The following is a 22,558-nucleotide window of genomic DNA, read 5'->3' as shown; positions in this document are numbered from 1 at the left end:
TTACTTGTCCTCGTCGTCCACAACCTCGTAGTCGGCGTCGACAACGTCATCGTCGGCAGGCTGGGCACCGGCGGCGCCGTCGGTCTGCTGCTGAGCGTCGGCGTAGACAACCTGAGCCAGCTCGTAGGCTACGGACTGCAGGGATTCGCCAGCGGCCTTGATGGCCTCGACGTCAGAGCCCTCGAGCGCCTTCTTGGCGTCGGCGATAGCGGCCTCGGCCTTGGACTTCACATCGGCGGAAACCTTGTCGCCCAGCTCGTTGAGGGTCTGCTCGGTGGAGTAGCACAGGCTGTCGGTCTGGTTGCGGACCTCGACCTCTTCCTTCTGCTTCTTGTCCTCCTCGGCATGAGCCTCGGCGTCCTTGACCATGCGATCGACTTCGTCGTCGGAAAGCGCGGTGGAGCCGGAAATGGTGATCTGCTGCTCCTTGCCGGTGCCCTTGTCCTTAGCAGAGACCTTGACGATGCCGTTGGCGTCGATGTCGAAGGTGACCTCGATCTGCGGCACACCGCGGCGGGCAGCCGGGATACCGGTCAGCTGGAACTTACCGAGCGACTTGTTATCGCGGGCAAGCTCGCGCTCGCCCTGGAGCACGTTGATCTCGACGCTGGTCTGGTTGTCGGCAGCGGTGGAGTAGACCTCGGTCTTGGAGGTCGGGATCGTGGTGTTGCGGTCGATCATCTTGGTCATGATGCCGCCCATGGTCTCGACGCCCAGCGACAGCGGGGTAACGTCGAGCAGCAGGATGCCCTCGACGTCGCCGGTGAGCACGCCGCCCTGGACGGCAGCGCCGTCGGCAACGACCTCGTCGGGGTTCACGGACATGTTGGGCTGCTTGCCGGTCATGGTCTTGACCAGATCCTGGACGGCGGGCATACGGGTGGAGCCGCCGACGAGGATGACCTCGGTCAGATCGGAGAGCTTAAGCTTGGCGTCGCGCAGGGCGTTGGTGACAGGCTGCTTGCAGCGCTCGAGCAGGTCGCGGGTGATCTTCTCGAACTCGGCGCGGGTCAGCGTGTAGTTGAGGTGCAGCGGGCCAGACTGGTTCATGGTGATGAACGGCAGGTTGATGGTGGACTGCTGGGCTGCGGAGAGCTCCTTCTTGGCGTTCTCGGCGGCCTCCTTCAGACGCTGCAGGGCCATGGGGTCCTGACGCAGGTCGACACCGTTCTCCTGCTGGAACTTATCGGCCATCCAGTCGATGACGCGCTGATCCCAGTCGTCGCCGCCCAGGTGGTTGTCGCCCGAGGTGGACAGAACCTCAAACACGCCGTCAGCGAGGTCGAGGATGGAGACGTCGAAGGTGCCGCCGCCCAGGTCGAAGACCAGGATGCGCTGGTCGGAGCCCTGCTTGTCCAGGCCATAGGCCAGAGCAGCAGCGGTCGGCTCGTTGACGATACGCTTGACGTTGAGGCCGGCGATCTTACCGGCGTCCTTGGTGGCCTGACGCTGGGCGTCGTTGAAGTAGGCCGGGACGGTGATGACGGCGTCGGTGACGGTCTCGCCCAGGTACTTCTCAGCGTCGGCCTTCATCTTTGCGAGCACCATGGCGCTCACCTGCTCGGCGGTGTAATCCTTGCCCTCGATGTCGACGACGGCACGGCCGCCCTGGCCCTCCTTGACCTCATACGGCACGGTCTTGAGCTCGGAGGTGCACTCGGAGTACTTGCGGCCCATGAAGCGCTTGATGGAGAACACGGTGTTCTTGGGGTTGGTGACAGCCTGGTTCTTAGCGGCCTTACCCACGACGCGGTCGCCGTCGGCACGGAAGCCCACGACGGACGGGGTGGTGCGGTCGCCCTCGGCGTTCACGATGATGGTCGGAGAACCGCCCTCGAGGACGGCCATTGCGGAGTTAGTAGTACCAAGGTCGATACCAAGAATCTTGCCCATTAGAAATTCCCTCTCTCTTTTGCGTTCGCGCCGCCTCGACGATCTGTCGCGCGGCGCTTCGGCTTGTCTTTCAGGATGTAGTGTATCCCCTTATGGGCCGGAATATACAAAATCTAAGTCAATTCATATAAGATTTCTTATTGTTGAGAGTTTAGGTTCTTAAATGCGCAGGTAGATGCGCTGAATGAGTTCTCGGCAAATCTATTGAGATCTATGTAGAGATGGCTGAGGTTTGCGTCCGGGGGTGCCTGGGGGCCGTCTTGCGGCAAGCGCATCCCGGTTTGAGCGTGGATTCCGGGTCGCAGTTTCCGTCTGAAGGCTCAACCGGAAACCGTATCCCGTTTTGAGAGCTGATACCGGGTCGCAGTTTCCGCTAGCGGGCCCAACCGGAAACTGCGACCCGGTTTTCGGCCAAATAACGGGATGCCCTTTCCGCAGGCGCGCTCAATAGGTCAATATTACAAGTCACCTATAGCTAACATTTGCGCAGCTCAACGGCCCCACCTGCGCGTTTTTTAGTAAACCTTGGCATACTCGGCGAACGGTATGAAGATGCCGGCCAGAGGGTATTGCAAACGGTCGCTCCCGTGGTATGTTTTTGCCCGAATCAAACCGACGCGCATCGCCTGTAGCGTCGGTCAACAGAGAGGAAACTACCATGGCTCATCCCGTAATTGATGCCGACGAGTGCATCGCTTGTGGCGTTTGCGTCGACTCCTGCCCCGCTGGCGTTCTGGAGCTCCAGGACGTCGCTACCGTCGCCGACGAGGACTCCTGCGTCGCCTGTGGCGCTTGCCAGGACGCTTGCCCCGCTGGCGCGATCACCGAGATCGTCGAGGAGTAACAACTCCCCCACTTGCACACTCAAAAGTACACCGTGCACAAAAAAGGAGGCTTCCGCATCGCCGCGGAGGCCTCCTTTTGTTTGTACAGGCAGCTAATTGGGGACGGGGCTACCTTGGCAGTTGCGGTGGAATAGTTCCTGGCTCATTGCTTAGGTGCCGATTGTAGGAACTATTTCACCGCAACTTATAAAGACAGTATCGGGTTAGGACAAATCATCCTCGTAGGGCATTAAATCGGCAAGGTAGCCTTTCTCCTTGAGTATGGCCTCGATCTCGTCGAGGGTCTGCTCGTCTTCCGCCGCGATGCGATGGAAGTGGTAGCCGCTCGTCACCGTCAGCAGCGGGAAGCTCTTGCCGCTGGCGATGCCCTCTAGGTAGCGCTCGACATCGCGGCGGTTGCGGATGTCCAGGTCGGCCGTGATCTTGCCGTACACGCGGTGATTGACGATCACGTTGAGCACGGCGCCACCGGCGTCGACGATACTCGTGAGCTCATCGCCTGCCTGCTCCACGCTGTGGCGAACCTTGACCAAGCGCGTGGGCACGGCGGGGCTGCTGGGGGCCTCCTGCAGCACGTAGCCGCGGTTGGTCGCCACGATATCGTGCCCATCGGCACGCAACAGGGCAATATCCTGAACCACGACCTGACGGCTCACGCCAACCTCGCGGGCAAGTGCGCTGCCCGAAACGGGCTCCTTGGCTCCTTCGAGCACGCCCATGATGGCACGGCGACGCTCGCGGGCGTTCATTATTTACCGTCCAGCAGACGCAGGTGCTTAAGCGAGAGGTCGAGGATCGGCGCAGAGTGCGTCAGGGCGCCCGAGCTAATATAGTCGACACCCAGATCGGCCAGGGCGCGAATGTTGCTGGCGTCCACGTTGCCCGAGCACTCGGTCTTGGCGCGACCGGCGATAAGCTCGATGGCGGCGGCCATGTCGTCATGGGTCATGTTGTCGAGCATGATAATGTCGGCACCGGCCTCCACGGCTTCGCGCACCATGTCCAGGTTCTCGCACTCAATCTCAACTGTCGTGGTAAACGACGCATGGGCGCGCGCCATCTCGATCGCGCGCGTCACGCCACCGGCGGCATCGATATGGTTGTCCTTGAGCATGACGGCCGTCGACAGGTTGTAGCGGTGGTTGCTGCCGCCGCCAATCTCAACCGCCGCCTTCTCAAACACGCGCATGCCCGGCGTGGTCTTGCGCGTGTCGACGAGCACGGTCTTGGTTCCCTCGAGCGCCGCGGCCATGCTGTGCGTGTAGGTAGCGATGCCGCTCATGCGCTGCAGGTAGTTGAGCGCCACGCGCTCACCCGAAAGCAGCACGCGCGCATCGCCGCGCACCTGACCCACATGGTCGCCGGCGTGCACCTCGTCGCCATCGGCAACGTCGAGCAGCACCGAGCTCTGCGAATCCAGCAGCTCAAAGGTACGGGCAAACACATCCAAGCCGGCGATGATGCCGTCGGCCTTGGCGATAAGCTCCACCGTGGCGGGACGCGCCGTGGGGCACACGCTCGCCGTGCTCACGTCCTCAAACGTAATGTCCTCGCGCAGAGCCTGCAAAATCAGATCATCGACGACGAGCTTCATGGTAATGGGATTCATGGTCTACTCCTCTGCGGCCTGCGTGCCGGCGGCACGGGCCAAATCATCGATTGCAAGGGTATCGGAACTCAGGGCGCGATGGCGTCCATCGAGCGCGGGCTCGCCCGCCTGCTCCACGGCCAGCGACTCGCCGGTGCGCATGTACCACGCGGCGCGACGACCCCAGACCAGCGCCTCGAGCAGACTATTTGATGCAAGGCGATTCTTGCCGTGAACGCCGTTGCAAGCCGTCTCGCCCGCGGCGTAGAGCTCGGGCATCGAAGTGCGGCCGTCCTTATCGACCCATACGCCGCCCATAAAGTAGTGCTGCGTGGGCGTAACGGGGATGGGCTCGTCCAAGATGTCGCGGCCGTCCTCCAAGCAGCGTGCGCGAATGTTGGCAAAGTGCCCGGTCACTACATCGCGCTCGACGGGGGCAAAGCTCAGCCACTCGTGCTCAGTACCGTCCTGCTTCATCTGCTCGCGAATAGCGGCAGCGACCACATCGCGCGGCTGAAGCTCGTCGGTAAAGCGCTCACCGGCGGCGTTGAGCAAAATCGCGCCCTCGCCGCGGCAGCTCTCGCTGATCAGGAAGGTGCGGCCTGGCTGCGGCGAGAACAGTCCCGTGGGGTGGATCTGCACGTAGTCCAGGTGCTCCATCTTAATGCCGTGCTCCTGCGCGATGTAGCAGGCGTCGCCCGTGAGCTGCGGGTAGTTGGTCGAATGGTCGTATACGCCACCGATGCCGCCCGTCGCCCACAGCGTATGGCGGGCATGGATCTTAAACGGCTTACCGACATGCACGCCCTCAGCGGCATTTGCCAGCTCGTCGGCGGGGCGAGCTGAATCGTCCTCGTCCACGGCAACAGCGACGACACCAGTGCACACCGTGGCCCCATCGCGCTCGGCCGTCAGGATGTCGGTCATGGCAACGTGTTCGAGAATCTGCACGTTGTCCAGCTTGCGGACGGCCTGAAGCAGCTTGGTCGTAATCTCCTTGCCCGTAATGTCGGCATGGAAGGCAATGCGCGGACGGCTGTGCGCGCCCTCGCGGGTAAAGTCGAGGCCGCCATCGGCCTTGCGCTCAAAATCCACGCCCATCGCTAGCAGGTCGTTGATGACCGAGCGGCTCGAGCGGATCATGATGTCGACGCTCTCGCGGCGGTTCTCGTAATGGCCGGCGTGCATGGTGTCCTCAAAGAAGGCATCGTAGTCCGAGCCCTCGGGCAGCACGCAGATGCCGCCCTGCGCGAGCATCGAATCGCACTCGTCGACCGCGCCCTTGGAGAGCATGATCACGCGCGTACTCGTCGGCAGGTTGAGCGCCGCGTACAGGCCCGCCACGCCGCAGCCGGCAATGACGACGTCGCACTCCATATCGGGGTATTGCTTGGTTTCCACAGGAATCCTCTCCCTTGAATGTGACATAAGGAACCGTCCCTCATGCCACATTGTTCTAGCGTGCTGCGTACTCGAGCATGCGGTCGAGCGTGAGCTTGGCCTGGTCTGCCGCCTCGTCCGAGACGCCGATCTGCACCTCGCCCTCGCCCGTCTCCAGGCAGCGCACGAGCTTTTCGAGCGTGATGAGGTCCATGTTGACGCAGGTGGGCTGCACCGCGGGGAAGTAGAACTTCTTGCCGGTGCCCTGGCAGCGGCGCTCGAGCTCGTAGAGCACGCCGCGAACCGTCACGATAATGAACTCGCTCGCGTCGGACTCCTCGGCATACTTGATGATGCCGGCGGTGGAGCCGATGTAGTCGGCCTCGGCCAGGACGTCGGCCTTGCACTCGGGGTGCGCCAGCACGAGCGCGTCGGGGTGGGCCTCCGTCGCGTCGACGATCTGCTCGACGGTGATGATGTGATGGCGCGGGCAGTAGCCGTTGTTGAGAATGACGTGCTTTTGCGGCACCTGCTCGGCTACGAAGCGGCCGAGGTTTTGGTCGGGAATGAACAGGATATGCTGCTGCGGCAGCTCGGACACGATCTTGACGGCGTTGGAGCTGGTGACGCACACGTCGCTCCAGCTCTTGATCTCGACCGTGGAGTTGACGTAGCAGACCACGGCCAGGTCGTCGCCGTACTCGGCGCGCGCCGCGTCGACCGTCTCGCGCTTGACCATATGAGCCATGGGGCAGTCCGCGCCCGGCTCGGGCAGCAGCACGGTCTTGGTGGGGTTGAGCAGCTTGGCGCTCTCGCCCATAAACTCCACGCCGCACAGCACGATGGTCTGCTGCGGCAGGCTCTTGGCGAGCTTAGCCAGGTAGAAGCTGTCGCCGACGTAATCGGCCACAGCCTGGACCTCGGGCGCCACGTAATAGTGCGCCAGGATCACCGCGTCGCGCTGGGTTTTAAGTTGCTGAATGGCCTCGACGAGCTCTGCGGGCACCAATGCCGCGCGCTCCGTTGCCGTCGTTGCCGATGCCAGGCCGGCCGCAATGTCGCGTGCAAGCTCCGACGCATCCATGTTCGCGCTCTGTGCCATCAAGGCCCCTCTCTTTTGGCGAATCTTGGGGCTTTAGTATGACACCTAGGTTTACAGCTGACAAGACAGCTGTAAACCTAGGTGTAAAGTTGGAATAAAGATTCAATCTTGGAGCGGGTCCGTTTTCGAACTAGCAAGCTGAGGATAGTCGAAAATGGATCCGCCCCAAGATTCGAGCAGCCCGTTTTGTCCTGGACCAAGGGGCAGTGGTCAAAAAAGGCCAAATATGAGTACTGTCACCAAATTAGTAGCAGCGATTTTCCGGTCCAGATCAGCAAAATCGCCTTGTTTGGAGCCCGATCGTGACTCTGACGGACGAAAATCGATGCGCTTTTGGCCGCTGGCACCGATTTTGGAGGCCATTTGGCTGCCACTAAACTGGTAACAGTACTCATATTTGGCCTTTTTTGACCACCGGGCTTCCGGCAGACCCCAAAAGCGGGCCCGAATCGCTCGATTCGGACCCGCTGGGGGTAGCGAGCACAATCGAGGTGTAAGAAGCAAGAGAGGGCCATCGCCTAGAATCGTCAGCGCCTAGATATTCAACGAGAGGAAAGACAATGGTCCGCAGCGACATGCTACCCCAGCCGGACCGGGGGCTCGGCCTCGACCGGCCCCAGACCGAGGCATTTCACCGACGAGTTCAAGAGGAAGATAGTCGATCTCCACAACGCCGGAAAGCCCAGGCGCGAGGCCATGGACGAGTGCGACCTCGACAAGAGCACCGTGGAGAGGCGGGTCAAGTCGATAAACGAGACCGGCTCGCCGCGCGCCGCGGACAACCGCACGCCCGAGCAGAACCGGATCCTGGAGCTCGAGCGCGAGAACCGCAGGCTCCGGATGGAGGTCGATGTCTTAAGACGAGCGGCGCCAGCATACGCTCGGAAGTCAGGGCCATGGCGGCCAACGGGGGGCCGCTGCCCCATATCGGCGCAGCGCTGGCATCGAGGCCTTCTGACCTGTGTCAAGATTTCGGACACGCAAGCTCGAGGAATCAAGCGGCCATAGGCATGGCCTCGGGCTTGGGCTCGGTTCTCTCGAAGAAGGCCGCCATGGCCTCGGCCGGCACCTTGTAGCCGATCGTCGAGCGGGGCCTTCGGCGGTTGTAGTACGCCTCGATGAACTCGACCACCGCGTGCTTGGCGGAATCCCTGGTCGGGAAGCTGCGCCTGTAGTACATCTCGTTCTTCAGCGTGGCGAGGAACGACTCGGCCACCGCGTTGTCGTGGCAGTTGCCGGTGCGGCTGCAGGACAGCCGCACGTCGTTGTCGCGCGCCCATTCGGCCAGAAGCCTGCTGGTGTACTGGGCGCCGCGGTCGGCGTGGAATATCGCGTTGCCGGCCACGTAGCCGCGCGATTTGGCCGACGCCAGCGCCGAAACCACGATGTCGGCGGTCATGCGCTCGGAGAGCGACCAGCCCACCACCATGCGGGTGTTGAGGTCGATGACCGTCGACAGGTACAGCCATCCCTCGCCGGTGCGCAGGTAGGTGATGTCGCCCACGAGCTTGCAGGTTGGAACGGGACTGGTGAAGTCGCGGCGCACCAGGTCGGGCCGGGGCCTGGCCTTCGGGTCGGGGATGGTGGTGCGCTTCCTGGCGTTGGGCGTGCAGCCGCGTATTCCCAGCTCGCGCATCAGCTTGCGCACCCTGTACAGGGTCAATCCGGAGAACTCGCCGGGCAGGAAGCATTTCACGAACCGGAAGCCGAACCTGCGGTCCGACTCCAGCCACACGCGCCGGACCGCCTCGCGCTCGGCCGACCAGTCTTCTCGCGGGCAGCCGTTGGAGAGCCACGAGTAGAAGCCCGATCGGCTCACGCCGAGCACGCGAGCCATCATTTTCACCGGGAATTCGGCCTTCTCCGCCAACATCATCCGGTAGCATGCGGCTACGCCTGGCTTTTGGCGAAGAAGGCCGCGGCTTTTTTCAAGAAGGCGTTCTCCATCTCGAGCTCGCGTATGCGCCTTTTCGCCTCGCGAAGCTCGCGGTCCTCGGCCTTGGGGTCGGGCCCGCCGGCAAGCTCGCGCCGGCGGCTCTGCACCCACTTGTTCACGGTCTTGGAATTCAGGCCCAGTTCTGCGCAGTATTCCGTTATCGGCCTGCCCGTCGAGATGATGTAGTCGGCGGTCTCGCGCCTGAACTCGTCGGTGTACTTGGCGGCTGGGTTGGACATAGCATACCGTCCTCTCGGTCGTCGATGAATGCATTCTAAAGGATTGGGCCTCTAGCATGCGTGTCCGAAAAGACGATACAGGTCAGACAACCCAATCAGACGTCGTCTCGAGCACGTCCTCTGCACGGTCGAGCGTGCTTCTGGCCTTGGCACCCTGTTTGAACCACGAGCGCAGGTCCTCGAGCGTGCTGCCCGCTGCGTACACCTTGATTTTGCGACCGCCTTTCGTGGTCACCGTGCAACGGTCGCCGCTCTCGCTATCCTCGTGCGCCGTGACCTTCTTGAGATAATCGCGGCGGAACGCCACGACGCGGGCGTTGCTGATCTCGATGAACCAATCGTCGTCGACAAGCGAGGTGCCCGTGGCACCTCGGCTCGCCATCTCCTCGGCGAAGGAGAAACCGAGTTCGCGCTCCTGTCTGCCGATCTCGTAGATACCACGGGCGGGCATGCTGAGCATGAGCAGAGGCAGGAGTCCCCCTATGAACAGGAAGAGGCATGGGACGAGCAGGAGCAGACGAGCACCGGCGTCGGTGAAAACAGCCATGAAGGCGATCACGAGCGAGAAGACGAGCGCCATACCGTTGAAAACAATCGTCAACGGCTTGATGGCAGACCAACACAGACCCGCCTTGGTCATCGGGCCGTCAACAGCGTCCGAGACCTCGATGCCCTCTTCCTCCAGACGGGCGAGGAGGTTGAGCGAGCACACCCCCTCGAGGCTTATCGAGCAGAACTTCCGGTCGCCCTCGAACAGGTCGATCCTCATCATCTGCGTGTGAAGCGTTGCACGGGTGATGTTGCCAAACGTCGTCTCCTTGCGGATGCCGAAGGCGTTACGCGAGAGAATTCGCTCACCGTCCACGTCGATGCGCGGGATGCTCAGCAGGGCCCAGATGGCCATGCCCGCGAGCGCCATGGCGTGACCGAACCACACAAGTTCGTGGTCCCACTCGCCCAACGAGACGCCCTGCCAGACGTAGACACCCAGCATGAGCAGTTCGAACGCGACGGCGCAGCAGGCGATGATCGTGCGAATGGCAGCGGGCATGCGCACCGTGAAGCGATCGAGGCTGTCCGTCGCCTCACTGCGCTCGCGCGCGCCGCGACGGGCGACCCATGCAGTGAGCGGACCGACGATGAATACCACCATCGCCACGCGCAGGAACGATTCGAGTATGTCGCCCATATTAACCACCATCCCAATAGAAAACGTGAATTTGGGAGACTATAGCAGAGCGAAGCGATCTGCACGGCATCGTCCGGGTGTTTTCGGCATACGGTGGAAGCTGGTGGGGGTCGGCGCCGTAACCGGATGCGCATTCGGCCTCGCCAATGCCGTCGGCGGCGAGCTTTTCGCCCGACAGGCCTATCCACTCGTCGTGTATCTGCCGCTTGTCGTCTACCTGTGCGTACGCTATCGCCTGAGTCCGCTGCTCGCCATCCTGGGCGTTACCAGTGCCTACCTGAGCTGCCAGTTTAGCAACTGGATGGGCATCGCCGCATTCGCTGCCACCGATTCGCAAATCGCATATTACGCGGCGCGCATCATCACGACGCTCGGCGTCTTTGCGATCTTGCTGCATTGGGCCAGAGACATCGGTCCGCGCCTGGCGGCCAAAAGCCCCACCGAGTTGGAGATTCTGCTCATCCTGCCGCTCGTCTACTACATCTTCGACTACGCCACCAACGTCTATACCACGCTCTTCCACTCGGGCTCGGTAGTAACCGTTGAGTTTTTGGCGTTCGCCCTCTGCGCGTTCTACCTTATGTTTCTTGCCGTCTACCTTCGCGAATACGAGGCAAAGGAAATCGCCGAGCGCGAGCGCTGGATGCTCGCGACCCGCGACAGCGCGGCCATCAAAGAGCTCGAAGCCTGGCGCCAGTCCGGACGCGAGCTCTCGGTTCTCCGTCACGACATGCGCCACTACCTGCGCGGTCTAGCGGCCCTGATCGAAGAGGGTCACACCGATGAGGCACTCGAGCGCATCGACGCGCTCTGCGAGACCAACGACCGCACCGCCGTGCGCCGCTACTGCGCCAACGAAACGGTCAACATTGCGCTCTCGTCGCTTTCCGCGGACATCAACGCGCACGGCATCACCGCCGACCTGCACGCCGCCGTGCCCGAAACCGTCCACGTGGGCGATGTCGATCTATTCAGTGTGGTATCGAACGCCCTGGACAATGCCATCGCCGCGGCGAGCGCCGCCCCCGAAGGCAAGCGGTTTGTCGACCTGGACCTTCGCTACGAAGACGGTCAGCTTCTATTGCTGGTTTCCAACACGTTTGGCCGTGCGCCGCACATGGTCGACGGCATGCCCGTGGCTCAGCACACTGGGCACGGCTTTGGCACCAAGAGCATTATGCTTGCCGTCGAGCGCATGAACGGCAACTGCCAGTTCCGCATTAACGGCGACCGGTTTGAGCTGCGCGCCGTGATGTAGGGGCTGCCGCCAACCTCGCTACAGCGGTGCAGCCGCCGGGGTCAGCTGCTTAATGTAGGCCCACATGCGCTGCTTGGCGGCCTTGTCGGTGAGCGCCGCCTCAAAACCGTCGAGCGCCAGCACGCGGCGCCCCTGCACATGGGCGACCAGGCCGGGCTTGAGCATGGCGGTGTCAAAGTCATCAATTGCCACAAGCATATCGGCATAGGTCTCGCGCATGACATCGGCCGCACTGTTGTCCAGCAGCAGCACCGCCTCGGGGTCCAAGGTCTCCAGCGCCTCGCGGAACAGGTCGCACGTCAGGGCCTCGCCCGCCGCGACCGCTCCGTCGCCCGCGCCGGCGACGCTTGCCAGCACACAAAAATCCTCGGGGGCATATCCGATGGCACCGAGCGCCTTGCGCAACGCGGCGCCATCCGCGCCGGCGGCCAGCTCGCCGCCCGAGCACTCGGCTTCATCCAAATCGCCTTTGACCAGCACAATCGGCGAGCACGCGTTGCCCGCGATACGCACACCGCGATCTGCAAGCGACGCGAGCTCCTGCTCGGTCGCCTGAGCGATGGCTTCTTTTTTCTGGCTTTGTGACGTGGGCATGCGCTCTCCAATCGTTTGCGTGCCCACCATTATATAAAAGAGCCGCCCGCGAGTGGTTGCTTTGCGGGCCGCTGGGTATAAGCACGGTCGTACTGAGTTTTACGCGGCCGAGCCGCGTCGTATTATGGAGGTCACCATGGCTGACATTAAGCAGATTACCCCCGAGAACTTCGGCGCTGTCGTCAACGATAGCCTGCCCGTACTGGTTGATTTTTGGGCCCCGTGGTGCGGCCCCTGCCGCTCGCTCTCGCCCATCGTAGACGAGGTTGCCGACGAGCTGGCCGGCAAGTTGGCTGTGGCCAAGTGCAACGTCGACGACAACCAGGACCTGGCCATGAAGTTTGGCGTCATGAGCATCCCCACGCTGATCGTCTTTAAGAACGGCGAGGAGGTCGACCGCTCGGTTGGCGCCTTACCCAAGGCAAGACTTCAGGCACTGCTGGAGAAACATCTGTAATACGCTTGTTACTTGTCTGCCGTCCATGAGCGGTTTCGCACCGCTCACCGGAGTGCCAAACGCAAGGCATGCGACCACGGATAGTATGGTAGTTACAAACAGCCCCCAGTGAACGGGTGCGGGTCGCACAGGCTCGCACCCGTTTTCTTATGCAGCTGCGCGCAAAGCGGGCGTAGTAAAATCTGAACCACTGAACTGCCCCATACAAAAGGAGATTTCCCATGCATGATGTTGGAATGAACATGAGCCAGCTTGCCATGAGCGTCAAACAGGTCGACGACACCATCGAGCTCGCTCACGAATGGAGCCATCAGTTGCTGCATGCGACCGAGAATTTTGACATGGAGCGCATCGGCGCCAAGCTCGAGGCCGCCATGGCCGCGTTGCACGAGGCGCATGACGCGCTCGAGGGCTACGAGGAAGCCATCGAGGCCGACCACAACTCCGTCGGCTCCGTGAAGCTGGTGTAAGGTGGCCGAACACGAGCACGCGCACGATCACGGTGTGGACGACGATGCGAGCTGCCGCTGCAGCGGCTCCAGCTCCGAGCTGGTCCGCTTTTCGGTCACCGCGCCCGACGACCTGCTGCGCCGCTTTGACGAGCAGATCGCGCGCCGTGGTGACGTGGCTAACCGATCCGAGGCCGTACGCGATCTGATTCGCGCCTCGATCGCCAAGGAACAGATGCGCACGCCCGACGAGCAGGTCATCGGTTCGCTCACCATGATCTATGACCACCATACCGGCGATCTGACGCGCCGTCTGGACGAGGTGCAGCACGACTACACCGACGAGATCGTCTCGACCATGCACGTGCATCTGGACCACCACAACTGCCTGGAGATTCTGGCGCTCAAGGGTCGCGGCAAACGCGTCTATGAGCTAGCGGACCGGTTGCTGGGGCTGCGCGGCGTTAAGCACGGCGAGCTCACCTGCGCCGCCACCAAGCAAAGCCTGGGGCTGTAGCGGGATTTCCCACAGCGCACCTGCCAAAAAGGGACAGGTTTCAACGAAGGAAGGTCGCATGCGACATGTGCATATCCATGTAACGGGCATTGTGCAGGGCGTTGGCATGCGGCCATTTGTGTATCGCGAGGCTATGGCGCATGGCATTTGCGGCTGGGTGCTCAACGCGGGCGATGGCGTGCACATCGAGGCGCATGCTTCAGTCGAGGCACTCGACGAATTTGTCACCGCGCTGTCGGAGCACGCGCCTGCCGCGGCCCGCGTTGAGCATGTCGCTGTTGAGGACCTGGAGCCCGACGCTTGGGATACCGACGATGAGCAGGCCTTTCGTATTGTAGCGTCGCAGGATCAGACCGTGCACACGACGCTCATCTCCCCCGATATCGCCACCTGTGACGACTGCCTGCGCGAACTGTTCGACCCCACCGACCGACGCTATCACTACCCCTTTATCAACTGCACCAACTGCGGGCCGCGCTTTACCATCATCCGATCGCTGCCTTATGACCGAGCGGCCACGTCGATGGATTGCTTTCCTATGTGCCCCGAGTGCGCCGCAGAGTATGGCGACCCGCTTGACCGGCGCTTTCATGCGCAGCCCGATGCCTGCTTTGACTGCGGGCCACATATTACCTGGCGCGAGGCGGCGGGCGACATGGAGCTCGAGGGTCTGGGGGCGATGCCGGCCGTCGGCAGCACGCGCGAAACCAGCGATGCCATTATTGACCGCTGTGTCGAGCTGCTGGCCAGCGGCGGTATTGTCGCCATCAAGGGGCTGGGCGGATTCCATCTGGCCTGCAACGCCGCCAATGAGCAGGCGGTGGTCGAGCTGCGCCGTCGCAAGCGCCGCAGCAACAAGCCGCTTGCCGTTATGGTGCGCAGCCTTGCCGATACTGAACGCCTGTGCCATGTCGATGATGCCGAGCGCGACTTGCTGGCCGGCAGCATCCGCCCCATTGTGCCGCTGCGCCGCCGTGTTGTTGGCGAGGGAGATTCCCCCGACGGCCTTACGCTCGCGCCATCCGTCGCGCACGATCTACCCGAGCTCGGCGTCATGCTCCCCTATACACCGCTTCAGCATCTGCTGCTTGCAGCTGCCTCGTCGCATGGCATGCACGCGCTGGTCATGACCAGCGGAAACCTGAGCGAGGAACCTATCGAGACCGACGATGCCCTTGCATGGGAACATCTTGTTGCCGCTGGCATCGCCGACGCGCTACTTGGCAACGACCGTGCGATTCTCTCACGCTACGACGACTCCGTGGTACGTGTGGTCGACGGCACCGTCATGCCTGTGCGTCGTGCACGCGGATATGCGCCGCAACCGTTGTCGCTGCCGGCGCTCGACGGCACTGCACCCTGCGTGCTCGCCTGCGGGCCGCAGCAAAAAGCCACGATCGCGCTCACGCGCGAGGACGCCGACGGCCATGTGGCCTGTTTTGTGTCGCAGCATATCGGCGATGTCGAAAACGGCGCGGCCTTCGATGCCTGGAGCGCCGCCCGCGCACGTCTAGAAAACCTCTTTGACCTGACGCCTGCCGCCCTGGCATGCGACATGCATCCCAACTATCTATCGAGCCAGTGGGCGCGTGAGCGGGCACGGGAGCACAGTCTGCCGCTAATCGAAATCCAACATCATCATGCGCACATCGCGAGCGTAATGGCAGAGGCGATTGTCGCTGGCCGGCTTGCGCCCGATGCGCGCGTCCTCGGTATTGCCTTTGATGGTACGGGTGCCGGCACCGACGGCACCATATGGGGCGGTGAGTTTCTTATCGCCGGCCTTGCCGATTTTGAACGCGCCGCGCACCTGCGCACCTGGGCGCTGCCAGGCGGAGCCGCATCCGTGCGCGATGCCCGGCGCAATGCCTTTGCCCTGCTGAGCGAGCTCGGCCTGCTCGAGCATCCGGGTGCCGCGGGGCTATTGGGCACCCTCGACGAGCAAACACGCAGCGTGACAGCCACCATGATCGAGCGCGGCATCAACAGCCCGCGTACCAGCAGCATGGGGCGTCTCTTTGATGCCGCGGCAGCGATTCTGGGCATCTGCGGCAAGGCAACCTACGAGGGCGAACCCGCCATAGAACTCGAAGCCGCCGCCTGGCGCGCGCTCGGCGGTAAGACCGTTCGTCTCGACAACAATCACACAGGCGTATTCACGTCTGCCGACGACTCCCCCATCTTGGACCCCCAACCGCTCATCGAAGCTCTTCTGAATGGAATCGAGGCAGGCGCGCCGGCCGACCGGCTCGCCCTCGGGTTTCACATCGCCATTACGCACGCTACGACCCACATCGCACGCGAAATCTGCGCGCGCGAAGGCATCGATACCGTCGCGCTCTCGGGCGGTGTGTTCATGAACCGGCTTTTGCTTCAGCTCCTTACCCACGAACTCAAAGACGCCGGTCTTGCCGTCTTGGTCCCCCACGCTGTACCCGCCAACGACGGCTGCATCGCCTACGGTCAGGCCGCCATCGCTCGCGCTCGCCTCGCGCAGACGGCGTTGCGATAGGCTGTTTTGCCAGCCTGCGCGCCGCCGTCTCACAGGTGTAACGCGTTTGCTCGTGACTCCCGCGAGCGCTACCATCAACTGATGGGTAATTAGGCGCCTGTCCAGCGCAAAACGTATAAAAGGGGAACATTATGTGCCTTGCCGTTCCCGGTAAAGTGGTCAAACGCGACGACGACCTTAAGGCGACCGTCGACATGATGGGCATCGAGCGCCCCATTTCGCTGCGCCTCGTGCCGACGGCACAGGTAGGCGACTATATTCTCGTGCACGCCGGCTTTGGCATTCAGATTGTCGACGAGCAGGAAGCCCAAGAGACACTCGAGCTCGTCAATACCATGACCGAGCTGGCCGAAGAGGACCAACTCGCCACCAACCCGGCCGAGGCATACTAGTGGCGGCGGCGCAGCCGGTTCGCTCCGGTATCGACTTTTCGGCATTTCGCGACCCCAAGCTGGCCCGCGAGCTCATCGATCGTATTCATGAGCTTGTCGGCAACCGCAGCATCAACCTTATGGAAGTCTGCGGTACGCATACCGTGAGCATTGGCCGCTATGGCTTTCGCTCCATTATGCCGACGGGGCTCAAACTGCTAAGCGGCCCGGGGTGCCCCGTTTGCGTCACCGCCAACCGCGACATCGATCACGCAATCGCGCTTTCCAACATGGACGGCGCCATCATCACCACCTTTGGCGACATGATGCGCGTGCCCGGATCGTCCACCTCGCTTGCCGCGCAAAAGGCGGCGGGGCGCGACATCCGCATCGTCTATTCTCCGCTCGACGCACTCGACATTGCTGAGCAAAATCCCGAACGCCCGGTTATCTTTATGGGCGTCGGCTTTGAGACCACAACGCCCACCATTGCCGCTGCTGTTCTGGAGGCCGACGCGCGCGGACTCCAGAACTTCTCGGTCTACTGCGCCCATAAGACCACGCCGCCGGCTCTGCGTGCGATCTCCAACGACCCCGAGACCGCCATCGACGGCTTTATCCTGCCGGGTCACGTCGCTACCATCACAGGCCTGGCACCCTTTGGGTTTTTGGTCGACGAGTTCGAGACCCCCGGCGTGGTCACGGGATTTGAACCGGTCGATATCTTGCAGGGCATCTGTATGCTGGTCCAGATGGTTGTCGAGCACAGGCCCGCAATCGACAACGCCTACCGCCGTGGCGTCAACGCAGACGGCAATCCCGTGGCGCGCCAGCTGGTCGAGCAGGTGTTTGAGCCGTGCGACACCACGTGGCGCGGGCTGGGACCGATTGTGAATTCGGGTCTTTCCATCCGACCCGAATTCGCGCGCTTTGATGCCGGCGCCCGCTTTGACGTGCCCATTGAACCGACGGTCGAGCCACGCGGCTGCCGCTGCGGCGACGTGCTGCGCGGAGCCATCACGCCGAGCGACTGTCCTCTGTTTGGCCGCGCTTGCACGCCCGAACATCCCGTCGGCCCGTGCATGGTGAGCTCCGAAGGTAGCTGCGCGGCGTACTTTAGATACCGCGACTAGCCCGGACGCCCCCGCGTACCGGCACCACCCACGATTGGAGTTTTCGATATGTCCCATAGCGTTACCGATAGCACCGTCCTGCTGGGCCACGGCTCCGGCGGCCAGATGATGAAACGCATTATCGATGAGGTCTTTCTGGATGCCTTTGGGTCGCCCGAGCTGCTTGCGGGCAACGATGCCGGTGTCGCCGTACTGCCCGCAAGCGGGCGAATCGCCATGTCGACCGACAGCTTTGTGGTAACGCCGCAGTTCTTCCCCGGCGGCAATATCGGCCGACTCGCCGTATGCGGAACCGTCAACGACGTCGCGACCTCGGGCGCTAACGTGCGCTACCTCTCATGCGGCTTTATCCTCGAAGAGGGCTATCCCATGGACAAGCTGCGCCAGATTGTGCAGACCATGGCCGAAACGGCGCGCGAGGCGGGCGTGTCCATAATCACCGGCGACACCAAGGTGGTCGAGCGTGGCGGTGCCGACGGCGTCTACATCAATACCGCCGGCGTGGGCGAGGTGCCCGCGGGCGTAGCGCTCAGCGGTGCAAACTGTCGGCCCGGCGACGCCATCCTGGTATCGGGTACGCTAGGCGACCACGGCATCGCCATCATGAGCCAGCGCGAGGGCTTGGCGTTTTCGAGCAACATCGAAAGCGACGCTGCGCCGCTCAATCATCTGATTGCCGATGTGCTCGCCGCCGCCCCCGATACCCGCTGCTTCCGCGACCCCACGCGCGGCGGCCTGGCATCCACGCTCAACGAGTTTGCCCAGGCCAGCGGCGTCGCCATGGAGATCGACGAGGATGCCGTGCCCGTGCGCCCCGACGTGCAGGCGGCATGTGAGATGCTCGGCTACGATGTGCTGCAGGTGGCAAACGAGGGCAAGATGGTCGCCGTGGTGCCGGCCGAGCAGGCCGATGCCGCGCTGGCGGCCATGCGCGCCGCCCGCTACGGCGAGAATGCCGCCATCATCGGTCGCGTGCTGCCGCTTGCCGAGGACGCCCGCCCCGCCGTGCGCGTACGCACCGGCTGGGGATCGACCCGCATCCTCGACATGCTCGTAGGAGAGCAGCTGCCGAGGATTTGCTAACGACAAAGGCTCAGGGCTATTAAAGATATTCAGATTCCAAACATGCCCGGCACGCATGCCCAGTATCATGGGGTGCGTTTTACAACTCAAGCGGCAGGAGCACCCATGGCAGCAGCTTTTTCCCATGTGATCTTTGACCTGGACGGCACCATCCTCAACACGCTCGAGGACCTGGCAGCCGCCGGCAACCATACCTGCGAGATGCACGGCTGGCCCACGTTTGCCGTTGACGAGTACCGCTACAAGGTGGGAAACGGCATGCTCAAGCTAGTCGAACGCTTTATGCCTGCCGAGTATGCGGGCGACGGTCGCATGTTTGAGCAGACGCTTGCCGAGTTTAGGGCTTATTACGGCGAGCACAAGGAGGACCACACCGCTCCCTATGCCGGCACGACCGAGATGCTCGACCGCCTGCACGCGGCAGGTGTGCAGCTTGCCGTGCTCACTAACAAGGACCACGTCTCGGCGGCTCCGCTTATCGAGAAGTATTTTGGTTCCGAGCGCTTTGCGCTGGTACAGGGCCGTGTCGATGCGTTTCCGCCCAAGCCCGAAGCGCCCGTCACACTGCATGTGATGGAAGAGCTAGGCGCCGATCCGTCGACCACGCTCTATGTGGGCGATTCCAATGTCGATATCCTGACCGGTCACAACGCCGGCCTTAAGAGTGCGGGCGTCAGCTGGGGCTTCCGCGGCCGCGCAGAGCTGGAAGCCGCCGGCGCCGACTACGTGGTGGACACCCAGGACGAGCTCGCGGCGCTGATTCTGGGCGAGTAGCGGGGCTGTCGCTCAACACGGCTGCATAGATTCTGTCGTGCGGAAAGCGCATCCCGTTTTGCCGCCTCAGAATGGGATGCGCTTTCCGGTTGAGCCTTGTCGGGGAAACGGCATCCCGTTTCAGAGCAATATTCCGGGTCGCACTTTCCGCAACCCACGCCATCCGGAAACCGTGACCCGCTATTCGGCCAAATACCGGCTCGTATTTTCCCGAGCATTCGATGCAACGCTGGCGCAAGGAGTGTCCCCAACTGCCGGCAGAAAAGGAACGTCCCCAACTGCCATCTTCGGCAGCGATGGCAACGCCACAGGTACAAGTGCCACCTAAGCCAGCCAAGGAAACGCCGTCGTTTTGGCAACGACAGCGAAAGCCCGCCAGAGCGAGCAAGGTGCCTTGAAACAAGGCGGCATTGATCTTTTGATCATGCCGCCGAAGTTGAAAGGCAGATTGCCGCTCTGGAGGGCTTGCAGCGTCGGGCCGTTACGACGTTTGGTAAAACGCCGTAACAAACTACCGCGTAACTCCCCTAGCTCAGCATTGCATCCATCATCTCGGAGTTGACAGAGTCGTCGGCAGACCACTCGCCGTCGTCGTTGCAGGTGTACTTGAAGATAACCGTGGTCTTCCTGGGCTCGGTGGCCTTGGTCACATCGACCATAACCTGACCGGCCATCTTGTACAGCTCGTCATCGGAAGGAACCGTGTCAAGCGCAGCGACCTTCTCCTGATACTGGGTGGAGAAGTCCTCGACGATCTTGTTCATAGACTTGCATGTGATAGAGACCTCGGCGGTCGCGACACCCTTGTCCTCGTCGACCGTCACGTCGCCGATCTTGTAGTCAAAGCCCTCGAGATAGGTCTTGGCGTACTCCTTGGGATCGATACCCAACTGCTCGAACTCGTCGCCCGAAGCCTCCTCCAGACCAGAGAGGAAGTCGTCGCCACCGTTCTTGACCTCGTCAAACTGCGTCGTAAGATCCTCGGTGATGAGCTCCTCAACCGAAGGACCTCCACAGCCGGAAAGCACGACCACGCATGCAACCAAGACGGCCATGAGGGGCGCAAGCAGCAGCTTCTTTTTCATGTTGTTCCTCCCAATGAGCGGCACCGCGCTTCCCGGACGCGGCGCACGTTGTAATAAGTAAGCCCATACTATCCACTTATGAACGCCCTCGGCAACGCGAAGGCGCGGTCGGTTCGTTTTAGCGTCCGAACGGTTTGCAAGCCCGCCCAACGTGCAATAAAACGCTTCCCCGCGGTGCAATAAAAAAGGTGGCCGGAAAACCCGACCACCCTTGCACATCCTTTGGATGCCGCAGTTTACTTGCGGACGACCTTAACGATGGCGTCACCGGCGGCGACAGCGGAGTCGGCCTCGACGGCGAGTTCGACATCGGCAAACTCGGCGGTGTTGGACACAGCAACGACGACGCAGTCCTTGTAGCCGGCAGCGGCGATCTTGGCGCGGTCGATCTTGAGCATGGGCTGGCCAGCCTTCACGACGTCATCGGCCTTGACGAAGCCCTCGAAGCCATCGCCGTTCATGTTGACGGTATCGACGCCAACGTGCACCAAAACCTCGATGCCGCTATCGGACTGCAGACCCACGGCGTGGCCCATGGTGACGGTCACCTTGCCGTCGCAGGGAGCGTAGACCAGGTCGTCCTCGGGCCACACGGCGCAGCCCTTGCCCAGAACCTCGCCACCAAAGACGGGATCGGGCACGTCGGCCATCTTGATGACCTTGCCCTTGACGGGCGAGCACAGCACGTCGGCGCCGGCAGAAGCAGAGATGGAGGCGGGAGCAGTAGCAGCGGCAGGCTCAGCCTTCTTCTTGAACATGTCAAACAGACCCATACGTTTTCTCCTCTTGATTAAGCGCAACGTTATGCGCATGCCTACGGTGATTATAGTGCTAAATGGCCAAAATACTAAGGCGAGGGCTCGAATCGCAAGCCCTTCCCGGTAGTGCTCGTGGGATGAGCGTCTCCTTTGCATCGCGGGTCGATAAGCCGAGTATCGCCCACGCGCGGGACGGGCAGAAGCGGGCGCGCCAAACCCGACACTTCTTTTCGCGCCCACGGACTGCCGCCGCTCCGTCCCTGACACTTCCTGATACCGGCCGAAACGTGCCAAAATAAACCTGTCCCTTTTTGGCAGGTTTGGCGAGTGTGGGAGTTCGCATGGATATCAAACGCAGGATCACCGAGGCGCAGGGCCTCACCCCCCACCGAGCAACAGCTCGGCATTGCAGCCCTTGCCATCGACGAGGACATCCGCGGGCTTTCGATTAAGGAATTTGCCGCGCGCACCAACGTTTCGGTCGCGAGCGTGCACCGGTTTTGCAAAAAACTCGGCCTCGAGGGCTTCAAGGACCTCAAGGTCGAGCTTATTCGCTTGGCAACCGAGGCGGGCAATCGGCGCGACGTTGACATCAACTTTCCCTTCGATGCCACTTCCACGCCTGCGCAGGTTATGGAGCGCATGGAGGGACTCTACCAGACCACGCTGACCGAAACACAGGAGTTGCTCGACCCCACGCAGCTTGACCACGCCGCCAAGCTCATCGCGAACGCCCGACAGGTCGACATCTACACGGGCTCGCACAACCTCTATCCAGCGGGGATGTTCCGCGACCGCCTGCTCTCGGCCGGTAAAAGCGCGACGTGCCACGACAGTGTCGAGGCCCAGGTGCGCACGGCGCTTGCCTCGGATTCAGACCGCGCGGCGATCGTTATCTCCTACAGCGGCCTTGCGCCCAACCTCAAGAAAATCTTGCCGATCCTCAGCAGCCAGCATGTCCCGGTCATCGTCATCGGCACGCCTTATTGCGCGCGCATTCACCCCGGCTTTGCCGCCTACCTTACGGTGAGCGATCACGAGAGCATGACGCACCGCATCACGCAGTTCGCAAGCCACATCGCTGTGCAATACGTACTCGATTCGCTCTACAGCAGCTACTTCGCCAAAGACTACGCCCGCTGCGCCGAATTCCTAGAGCGCTCATTCCCCTACACCCGCCTCCCCGGGCTTAAGTAGCGACGAGCGTGGTTCTCGGACGCTTATCTAACGAGAGCAAGTAGTCGTTTAAGAACGTCCCCAATGACCACTCCGGCAACGCCGATGTTTTGGCGACGGCAGCGAGCGGCCGCATTTTGCCGCATTCGGAGCAAGACAACGCCGCAAGTAGAGGACGGACAGACACTATGACCCAATCCGAGGGCACTAAAAAGACAG

Annotated in this window: 21 protein-coding genes and 1 pseudogene; 11 read left to right on the top strand and 11 right to left on the bottom strand. The window is 62.1% G+C overall.

Going from position 1 to position 22,558, the window contains the following annotated elements; genetic code table 11:
- The gene (gene dnaK, locus DWZ52_RS06265; RefSeq protein WP_117646418.1) at window positions 1–1,893 is read right to left on the bottom strand and encodes a molecular chaperone DnaK; all 1,893 of its coding nucleotides are present in this window, start codon (window positions 1,891–1,893) and stop codon (window positions 1–3) included.
- Between the two features lie 658 nt (window positions 1,894–2,551).
- On the opposite strand from dnaK, the gene DWZ52_RS06260 reads away from it, so the two are divergent.
- Window positions 2,552–2,737 carry a DUF362 domain-containing protein gene (locus DWZ52_RS06260; RefSeq protein WP_006235216.1) on the top strand — a complete coding sequence of 62 codons (186 nt, stop codon included), beginning with the start codon at window positions 2,552–2,554 and terminating at the stop codon, window positions 2,735–2,737.
- A gap of 204 nt (window positions 2,738–2,941) precedes the next feature.
- Here DWZ52_RS06260 and DWZ52_RS06255 read toward each other — a convergent pair whose 3' ends face one another.
- The 7 genes and pseudogenes from DWZ52_RS06255 to DWZ52_RS06225 form a co-directional block, all read right to left on the bottom strand.
- The gene (locus tag DWZ52_RS06255; protein WP_117646419.1) at window positions 2,942–3,487 is read right to left on the bottom strand and encodes a transcription repressor NadR; all 546 of its coding nucleotides are present in this window, start codon (window positions 3,485–3,487) and stop codon (window positions 2,942–2,944) included.
- Window positions 3,487–4,347 (bottom strand): carboxylating nicotinate-nucleotide diphosphorylase, encoded by an 861-nt coding sequence (nadC, locus tag DWZ52_RS06250; protein ID WP_117839956.1) that lies wholly within the window; start codon window positions 4,345–4,347, stop codon window positions 3,487–3,489. The genes DWZ52_RS06255 and nadC overlap by 1 nt, the downstream gene beginning before the upstream one ends.
- A 3-nt stretch (window positions 4,348–4,350) precedes the next feature.
- Window positions 4,351–5,754 carry an FAD-binding protein gene (locus DWZ52_RS06245; protein ID WP_199407991.1) on the bottom strand — a complete coding sequence of 468 codons (1,404 nt, stop codon included), beginning with the start codon at window positions 5,752–5,754 and terminating at the stop codon, window positions 4,351–4,353.
- Window positions 5,755–5,782: 28 nt separating this feature from the next.
- Complete coding sequence (gene nadA, locus DWZ52_RS06240; RefSeq protein ID WP_117583639.1) at window positions 5,783–6,808, bottom strand: quinolinate synthase NadA; 1,026 nt, start codon at window positions 6,806–6,808, stop codon at window positions 5,783–5,785.
- A gap of 994 nt (window positions 6,809–7,802) precedes the next feature.
- Window positions 7,803–8,855: an IS3 family transposase gene (locus DWZ52_RS06230; RefSeq protein ID WP_158572419.1), complete on the bottom strand. Its 1,053-nt coding sequence runs from the start codon at window positions 8,853–8,855 to the stop codon at window positions 7,803–7,805.
- Window positions 8,756–8,983: pseudogene (locus tag DWZ52_RS10115) on the bottom strand (transposase); the annotation flags it as partial. The gene DWZ52_RS06230 and the pseudogene DWZ52_RS10115, both read right to left, overlap by 100 nt.
- An 82-nt stretch (window positions 8,984–9,065) precedes the next feature.
- On the bottom strand, window positions 9,066–10,172 hold the full coding sequence (locus DWZ52_RS06225) for a hypothetical protein (RefSeq protein WP_233503821.1): 1,107 nt from the start codon (window positions 10,170–10,172) through the stop codon (window positions 9,066–9,068).
- A 103-nt stretch (window positions 10,173–10,275) separates the two neighbouring features.
- Here DWZ52_RS06225 and DWZ52_RS06220 point away from each other — a divergent pair, with 103 nt between their 5' ends.
- The gene (locus DWZ52_RS06220) at window positions 10,276–11,430 is read left to right on the top strand and encodes a sensor histidine kinase (RefSeq protein WP_158548951.1); all 1,155 of its coding nucleotides are present in this window, start codon (window positions 10,276–10,278) and stop codon (window positions 11,428–11,430) included.
- A gap of 18 nt (window positions 11,431–11,448) precedes the next feature.
- Here the strand turns inward: DWZ52_RS06220 and DWZ52_RS06215 are convergent, their stop codons facing one another.
- Window positions 11,449–12,024, bottom strand: coding sequence for a hypothetical protein (locus DWZ52_RS06215; protein ID WP_117564541.1), 576 nt, complete (start codon window positions 12,022–12,024; stop codon window positions 11,449–11,451).
- Window positions 12,025–12,160: 136 nt separating this feature from the next.
- Here DWZ52_RS06215 and trxA point away from each other — a divergent pair, with 136 nt between their 5' ends.
- The 8 genes from trxA to DWZ52_RS06175 all read left to right on the top strand — a co-directional run bounded on the left by trxA (window position 12,161) and on the right by DWZ52_RS06175 (window position 19,320).
- The gene (gene trxA / locus DWZ52_RS06210; protein ID WP_117629728.1) at window positions 12,161–12,481 is read left to right on the top strand and encodes a thioredoxin; all 321 of its coding nucleotides are present in this window, start codon (window positions 12,161–12,163) and stop codon (window positions 12,479–12,481) included.
- 221 nt (window positions 12,482–12,702) lie between these two features.
- Window positions 12,703–12,951, top strand: a complete 249-nt coding sequence (locus tag DWZ52_RS06205) for a hypothetical protein (protein ID WP_006235225.1) — start codon at window positions 12,703–12,705, stop codon at window positions 12,949–12,951.
- Window position 12,952: 1 nt separating this feature from the next.
- Window positions 12,953–13,447, top strand: a complete 495-nt coding sequence (nikR, locus tag DWZ52_RS06200) for a nickel-responsive transcriptional regulator NikR (protein WP_233547278.1) — start codon at window positions 12,953–12,955, stop codon at window positions 13,445–13,447.
- Window positions 13,448–13,505: 58 nt separating this feature from the next.
- A complete protein-coding gene (gene hypF, locus DWZ52_RS06195) occupies window positions 13,506–15,959 on the top strand; it encodes a carbamoyltransferase HypF (RefSeq protein WP_118385144.1) in 2,454 nt (817 codons plus the stop codon).
- Window positions 15,960–16,090: 131 nt separating this feature from the next.
- Window positions 16,091–16,351 (top strand): HypC/HybG/HupF family hydrogenase formation chaperone, encoded by a 261-nt coding sequence (locus DWZ52_RS06190; RefSeq protein ID WP_117564538.1) that lies wholly within the window; start codon window positions 16,091–16,093, stop codon window positions 16,349–16,351.
- Window positions 16,351–17,463, top strand: a complete 1,113-nt coding sequence (gene hypD, locus DWZ52_RS06185) for a hydrogenase formation protein HypD (protein ID WP_118385143.1) — start codon at window positions 16,351–16,353, stop codon at window positions 17,461–17,463. The genes DWZ52_RS06190 and hypD overlap by 1 nt, the downstream gene beginning before the upstream one ends.
- A 48-nt stretch (window positions 17,464–17,511) precedes the next feature.
- On the top strand, window positions 17,512–18,546 hold the full coding sequence (hypE, locus tag DWZ52_RS06180) for a hydrogenase expression/formation protein HypE (RefSeq protein ID WP_118385142.1): 1,035 nt from the start codon (window positions 17,512–17,514) through the stop codon (window positions 18,544–18,546).
- Window positions 18,547–18,651: 105 nt separating this feature from the next.
- Window positions 18,652–19,320, top strand: a complete 669-nt coding sequence (locus DWZ52_RS06175) for an HAD family hydrolase (protein WP_118385141.1) — start codon at window positions 18,652–18,654, stop codon at window positions 19,318–19,320.
- Window positions 19,321–19,847: 527 nt separating this feature from the next.
- Here DWZ52_RS06175 and DWZ52_RS06170 read toward each other — a convergent pair.
- Complete coding sequence (locus DWZ52_RS06170) at window positions 19,848–20,405, bottom strand: hypothetical protein (protein ID WP_035136614.1); 558 nt, start codon at window positions 20,403–20,405, stop codon at window positions 19,848–19,850.
- Window positions 20,406–20,641: 236 nt separating this feature from the next.
- Window positions 20,642–21,178 carry a PTS glucose transporter subunit IIA gene (locus tag DWZ52_RS06165; protein ID WP_117786218.1) on the bottom strand — a complete coding sequence of 179 codons (537 nt, stop codon included), beginning with the start codon at window positions 21,176–21,178 and terminating at the stop codon, window positions 20,642–20,644.
- A 312-nt stretch (window positions 21,179–21,490) separates the two neighbouring features.
- On the opposite strand from DWZ52_RS06165, the gene DWZ52_RS06160 reads away from it, so the two are divergent.
- Window positions 21,491–22,360: a MurR/RpiR family transcriptional regulator gene (locus DWZ52_RS06160; protein WP_233547277.1), complete on the top strand. Its 870-nt coding sequence runs from the start codon at window positions 21,491–21,493 to the stop codon at window positions 22,358–22,360.
- Window positions 22,361–22,558 lie beyond the last annotated feature (198 nt).

The sequence above is a fragment of the Collinsella sp. AF33-16 genome (assembly GCF_003475325.1).
In the GTDB taxonomy this organism is placed as follows: Bacteria; Actinomycetota; Coriobacteriia; order Coriobacteriales; family Coriobacteriaceae; genus Collinsella.
This window is presented reverse-complemented; position numbering and strand designations above follow the sequence as displayed.